The 6,472-nt window shown below is 47.1% G+C and carries 4 protein-coding genes; 3 read left to right on the top strand and 1 reads right to left on the bottom strand.

Going from position 1 to position 6,472, the window contains the following annotated elements:
* Positions 1-73 precede the first annotated feature (73 nt).
* Together AC3A8L_RS18825 and AC3A8L_RS18820 are read left to right on the top strand one after the other, a co-directional pair.
* Entirely contained in the window at positions 74-451 is a 378-nt protein-coding gene (locus AC3A8L_RS18825; RefSeq protein ID WP_487963820.1) for a hypothetical protein, read from the top strand.
* Positions 452-609: 158 nt separating this feature from the next.
* Complete coding sequence (locus AC3A8L_RS18820) at positions 610-1,116, top strand: hypothetical protein (RefSeq protein WP_487963819.1); 507 nt, start codon at positions 610-612, stop codon at positions 1,114-1,116.
* 128 nt (positions 1,117-1,244) lie between these two features.
* On the opposite strand, the gene AC3A8L_RS18815 is transcribed toward AC3A8L_RS18820, so the two are convergent.
* Positions 1,245-1,457, bottom strand: coding sequence for a hypothetical protein (locus AC3A8L_RS18815; RefSeq protein ID WP_487963818.1), 213 nt, complete (start codon positions 1,455-1,457; stop codon positions 1,245-1,247).
* A gap of 421 nt (positions 1,458-1,878) precedes the next feature.
* On the opposite strand from AC3A8L_RS18815, the gene AC3A8L_RS18810 reads away from it, so the two are divergent.
* Positions 1,879-6,285: an RICIN domain-containing protein gene (locus tag AC3A8L_RS18810; protein ID WP_487963817.1), complete on the top strand. Its 4,407-nt coding sequence runs from the start codon at positions 1,879-1,881 to the stop codon at positions 6,283-6,285.
* Positions 6,286-6,472 lie beyond the last annotated feature (187 nt).

The raw sequence follows: 6,472 nt of genomic DNA, 5'->3' as shown, positions 1-6,472 counted from the left end.
TGAGCAAAACTCGCGTCGGGAAAAAATCACGGCGTTGGTGGAATGTGTCGGGTAAAATGTTGCTCAAAGGCGCATGTGCTCTGGGCAAAACCGTGTTGTTGGTACGATGTTGTGTCGGGTGCATGCATCTGCACAAGAGGGGGTTACTGCAGATGGAGCTAAAAATAGAATTAATAATTTCATGTCCAATAATCCAAGCGATGCTGTTATACCTGTCTCATCAGCCGATTTTCAGGCAATTATGGGGGAAGATTTAGGTTTTATTGCTTCTTTAAGTGTTGCAGGAATGGGAGAAGCGGATTTTAGGCAAACAGCAGAAAATGCAGATGGCTTCTTCTTTGGTCGGGAGTATAGGGCTCGGTCATTTAATATTGAGGGGTTTTATGGTGGAGCAAGGAATGGGTCTGACATCAATTATTATGTTATTGGGGCAGTGGTGGCTATGGGTTGACATCTCTTCGGGGCGCGGTTGTCTTTCACAACCTAAGAGCTATCGGGCGCGGGGAGCCAATCGGACATAATTTAAGTCAGGCGTTTAATGCTTCGAGAGCATTTACTTTTGCGCGGCGTGGTTATGAAAATTACAACTCTAATTATGGGAATTAATTGATGAGTAAAACCATTAAAAATATTTCGTTGGTAATTTTTCTTGCCATGCTGGTTTTATCTTGTTCTGCGGAGGAGCAAGATGATTACTGCGATAGCCTGCTGGTAAAAGCTAAAGATCAAAGATTGCAAGAGTTGCTTATTAACTGGGTTTCACAAAACATCCCTGAAGGAAAGCTTCCAAGAAATTTCGTTAAAGGTGGCGGTTTAATGATTCCGGGGAGTTTCTATTATCCGGCGAGTTTTAAGTGGGGTGATATTGGGTTTTCTCAAGACCGATCTCAGATAAGATTACTTGGCGTGGATTCTAGGAATATTACTCAAGGTAAATTAGAGGGTATTAAATCTGTATTGTTCGCTGAAAGGTCTCGTTACGGTATTATTATTAAGCTCTCTTCATCCGATTCGTTTGGCCTTAATAAAGACTCTGAGTATTTAACTGCATTAAATGATCATGTTGGTGTGGTATGTATGAGTGATTTAAAGCCACATATAAACTTTGAGCAATAGCCGGGACAGGCACTCGTTTTCAGTCGTTTTGATTATTAGCCTGATTTTCTTATAATCGATAATTTCAGTGCTATACCCAAAAGCCGCTAAAGCTTCACAGCCTTAGCGGCTTTTTTATGGCCTGTAATTTAGACGGATTGCTGTTGTTTGATTAGCACATCGAGCATATCTGTAATGAATTTTTGTTTACTCCTTGGTAGCGTGCTGACCTGTTCAAAGCGTTGTTGCAGCTTTGAGGCTGGGCCGCGCTTATTTTTAATCGACTGGCCGCCATCTTCTCTCAATAAATTATCAATCGTCACACCGAACAAGCTAGCGAGTAACGAACTAATCGGGGACATCCATAACAAAAATCACTTAAATCAATAGGTTGGTGTTCTTTAGGTTTAAATCCCTGCCTCAGGAAAGCAAGTGCCTGTCCCGCTATATCATTATCTCGCGAGGCAGTGCTGCTTTTACCAATAGGCTTCGTGTTAAATGTGCTGTTTGTGATTTCCAATCACGCTTTCCTTACCATATGTGCGCAAATTTTAGCGTCTTTCGTGTAATGCAGTTTTTATGTGCCCACATTGTAAGCTAAGCCGAGTAATGCCCGAGCTTGCTGTAGAGCCCCTTTTTTAATGGCTATGTTAATAAATTGTAATTTTGGGAATTACGCGCTGTTTTTATATTATTTTGATAGGTAAAGTCTGCATCGCCTGAGTGGACGTCAAGGACATCAGGCCACTATCGATAACTTATTAAGTTACTAAGGATACCATTATGGAACGTAAGTCTTTGCTCCTCGCTGCCTTGTGCAGTGCGGCGATTTATGCGTCTGCGTCTCAAGCGCAAACGACCGAAGACGGTAGCTTTCTTATCCAAGAAAGCTCCGGTAAATGCCTCTCCCCAACCAATAACCCCTTTGACCCCAATAAGCGCACGCAAGTCGTATTCAATAGCTGTGAAGGTTTGCCTGAACAGCGCTATCGCTGGCTTAATAATGGCAGCATTCAGCATGTGGTGTCTGGCCGCTGTATTAAACCGGAAGGGCCATTAAATGATGTGAATGCGCTTGATCGTATCAAGTTGGCGCCACGTTGCGGTGGCGCCAAAATGGCGTTTAAACACACCAATAAAGGCGCCGTAAAACACATTGAATCTGGCCTGTGTATTCACCCCGAGCGCGGTAATCTAGAACCTGCAGACGGTACTCGCGCACTCTTAAAAGGCGCATGCGGTAAAGACAAAGTCTTCTTCGCGTTCACCGACACTTTGAACTTAGACAGCGACGGGGATGGCATTGAAGATGCGATTGATCAATGCCCGGATACCCCAGCAGGGGTTGAAGTTGATGCTGCTGGCTGCCAAGTATTTGGCGATGGCGATAACGACGGTGTACCCGATAACCTAGACTTGTGCCCGTTTACTCCGGAGGACTTCCGCGACATCTTCGGCATTACGCCTGATGGCTGTGTTGCGATTCCAGAGTTTGACGATCAAGACGGCGATGCTGTTATTAACCTTGAAGACCAATGCCCCGATACGCCATTGGGTGAAGAGGTCGACTTTGCGGGCTGTTCGGAAAGCCAGCGCCCAAGCGATAGCGATGGTGACGGCATTTTTGATGAATTCGACGAATGCCCAATGACACCGCCAAACACCCCGGTTGATGGCAATGGTTGTGCGATTTTGGTGGATTCCGACAATGATGGTGTCCCCGACTTTGCGGATGAATGCCCGTTCACCCCAGAAGAATTCCTTGGGCTTTTTGGCGGCGTGGAGCCCGATGGTTGTTTACCCATCCTAGACTTTGAGGATCAAGATGGTGATGGTGTTATCAACATTGAAGATGAATGCCCAGATACGTTCCTTGGCCAAGAGGTTAACTCGGCCGGTTGCCCCGTTGTCGGTACAAACGACAGCGACTTTGACGGCCTAACCGACCAGCAAGAATTTGAAATTGGCACGGATCCTTTTAACCCAGATTCAGATTTCGATAATCTTGCAGATGGCGAAGAGGTGAATGTTTTCGGCACTAACCCGCTGAATCCAGATACCGACTTCGGTGGTGTGAGCGATTTCGAAGAAGTGATTTCAGGCACGAACCCACTTGACCCAAGCGATGATAGCTTTGGGCCACCAAGTTTGCCGCTTGTATTGACTGATGGCCATGGCTTCCGCTGGGATATTTTAAACGGTGGTGAAATTGGCGATGGTACAAACGATGCCTTTGATGGTGGCTTTGTGCTGAACGTGAATGGCTTGCAGTTCTTCGAAGAGCAAGTGCGCTTTGATGACAATGGCCGAGGCGCATCACTGATTAACCGTAATATGCTGCCCGGTGTTGAAGTTAGCCGGCATGTCTCCGTACCGCAGGGTGCCAAATTTGCGCGCTTTATTGATAGCTTCACGAATACCAGCAGCCAATTGCAAGTGCTCGAAGTTACCCTATCGACTAACTTAGGTTCAGATGGCGGGACTAATGTACTGGTGACCAGCTCTGGCGACCAAGTATTTGATGTGACAGATCAATACATCATTACTGATGATGGCTTTTTCTTCCCATCAAGTTCGAGTTTTAGCAGCTCTTCAATACCTTTCCCCTTCCCAATCCCTTCAAGCACTTCGAGCTTCAGCAGTACAAGTAGTGTAAGCAGCGTGCCGATCTTCCCTACAAGTGAGTCGTTTGGCTCTGCTTCTGGTGAGCTAGAGTTTGGTTCAAGCAGTAGCTTTGTATTCCCCGAGCCTACAAGTTCGAGCGAGTTATTTATTAGCTCGGTAGGCAGCGAACCTAGTTTTGGCTCAAGTTCAAGTGAAGTGATTTTATCGAGCTCTAGCACGCCTATTATCTTCCCGCCAATCAGCTCTAGTTCAAGCTCTAGCAGCTTCTCCAGCTTGCCAGTTTTTGAAGGCGACCCAATGGTAGGGCATGTGTTCAACTGGTCTAACGGTGAAACTGCACTACAGCCGATTGCAGCATTCCAGCAGGGTGATGAGATTCGCATTACTTATCGCATTGTGCTGCGCCCAGGTGAAACCACCAGCATCATGTCGCTTGGCTTACAAGGTTTTGACCGCAACGTAATGGAAGGCGATATTGATGCAGCGATCAGTAACTTGCCAAAACTCCTGCAGGATTTAAACCCTGTACAAGTGATGGATATTGGTAACTGGTTTCCGCAGGTCGATTCTGATGGCGATGGCATTTTAGACGAGCAAGAAGCCGTACTCGGCACTGATCGCTTTAACCCAGACTCTGACTTTGACGGCCGCCCAGACCTTGAAGATGTGCTGACTGACTTTAACCCTGAATTCGCTTTTGATGTTGATGGTGATGGCACGCCTGATTTTGCAGACCAGTGCATTATCGAGTCTCCGTTTCCTGTTGATGAGCAAGGCTGCCCGATCACCGAGCCAGACCCATGTCTTATCGATCCTGCGCTTTGTAGTAACGACAGCGACAATGACGGCGTGCTTGATGAGTTCGATTTATGCCCAGGCACTCCACGGGGTGTAGAAGTTGATGGTCAAGGCTGCCCCATTGCAGGCCCCGGAGTTGAGATTATTGGTGCGGAACCCGCCGTACTTAATCCCATATTCCCCCCAGGTATTGGTTTGGTTGCCTTTGATGTGCATTTGTTTAGTTTGATCACCAACGAGCGATTGCCACCAGGTGCAAGCATTCAGCTGGACTTTACTGATCCACGTTTTCAAATTTTTAATCAAACGCCTGAGCTGTTAACGGTTGTGGTTGAAGCGTTTGACCCGAACGAACCGTTGTTTTTCATCCCTGTGTTTATTGGCTTGCCTGACGGTAGCCGCAGCAATACTTTCTTTGTAGAAGCCCGTGCTGGAGCTGAGCCACCACAAAGCTCTTCAGCCGATACTGTATTTATTCGCGATGGTGCAACGATTGATGCTAGTGGTATTACGTTGAGCGGTGTATTTCAACAGTTAGCTTCTGAAGGCAATGGAACGGGCGAAAGCTTATTCCGCCAATTTTGGGATGCTCAGCGTCGTGTATCGGCTATCGGTAGCGAGATTAACTGTGGGCCCATTAACGGCTTTGAACTTTCGTGTGACCGCGCGGAAAGCGAAGTCGCGTTTATGAGCGATTCTCAAGTGGCTGTTGAAATGACACGCTATAACACGCTAGCGTTGGTAAACCGCATAGAGCTGCGCACCGGCTGGCAAGATTGTGGTGAGCACCGTGTTGTGTTTGGTCGCAACGACTTTCAGCGTAACTTCTTGATTGTTGAGGCGCGTGTACCTAACCCAACACCGGGTGATGTTCGCGGCTGTGAGCCAGTAATTCGTCATTGGCAAAACATGCCCGGGCTTGATCCTGTTGCTCGCGGTATCGAAATTAACCGCTTCTTTATGGAAGGCTTAGAAGGCATTGCGCCAGTTATTTCGGTAGCCAATTTATCTGAGGGCCAAGGTCAAATTCGTACTAACCAATTTATGACGCCCGAGTGGATGCTGCGTGAGTACGATCTAGAAACCCGCTGTGATAGCGCCGTTGAAGGTGAGTGTAGCGTGGTTGCCCTGCCTGTGCGGGCTAACGAAAATCCCTTTGGCGAGCTCTTTAACCCCGAGTTGCCATTTGTAGGTGGTGCACTAGCTGAGCTTGCGGCAGATTTTCAATCGGAATTTGCCGGCAACCTTGAGCCACTGTTAAAAGACGATATTGTGATGCTGTCAAACCCCGTGAGCGACCGTTTTAATAATGGTCAAAGCCATGCCAGTGGATTCGCGTTTTTCGAAAATGATTTCCGTGGTCATTTCGGTAATAACCTGTTCACGCCCTTCGGTTTAGATTTACAAACACAACTTGAAGGTCGTGTGGATGCGCGAGGTAACCCGCTAACGGTCGACCAGCTATTAAACCGTGCAACTGCAATGACTTGTGGCGGTTGCCACGAGCCAACGAGCTTTGGTTTAACCGCACCGAATGCTATTGGTGCGTTTCGCTTAAGCGACGGTAGCATTATTGATAGTTGGCCAAATACGCTAGGTTTTGTACATGTAGACGAGCAGCGCAATATTTCACCAGCGCTTCGCGATGTATTTATCCCTGCGCGCTTAGAAGCCTTCGTTGATGTATTAGTGGAGCTTGACGTTGCCATTGGTACAGGTTTTGCGCCAGAAAATCTCGAAGCAGGCCCACGCATTAACGAGCGTTAATACACTATAGTCTTAAGCCTTCTATTTGCTAGCAGGCCCCGCAAACCGCATAAGGTGACTTATGCGTTTTTTTTGTGCATTTTTTTAAATTTTATTAAGGGGCGGGACAATAATAGTTTGTCCAATTAGACGAGTGCGCCTGCCGATAGGTCAGTAGGGCAGCCCTTTCAAGGTGACTTTTTAACCA

The organism is Marinagarivorans sp. (genome assembly GCF_982758155.1).
The sequence above is the reverse complement of the archived record's forward strand: the minus strand, read 5'-3'. Positions and strand labels throughout refer to the sequence as shown.

Bases quoted from the DNA above. Each gene is read 5' to 3' on its own strand.
- AC3A8L_RS18810 (WP_487963817.1), top strand. From the start codon at position 1,879: ATGGAACGTAAGTCTTTGCTCCTCGCTGCCTTGTGCAGTGCGGCGATT.
- AC3A8L_RS18820 (WP_487963819.1), top strand. From the start codon at position 610: ATGAGTAAAACCATTAAAAATATTTCGTTGGTAATTTTTCTTGCCATG.
- AC3A8L_RS18825 (WP_487963820.1), top strand. From the start codon at position 74: ATGTGCTCTGGGCAAAACCGTGTTGTTGGTACGATGTTGTGTCGGGTG.
- AC3A8L_RS18815 (WP_487963818.1), bottom strand. From the start codon at position 1,457: ATGTCCCCGATTAGTTCGTTACTCGCTAGCTTGTTCGGTGTGACGATT.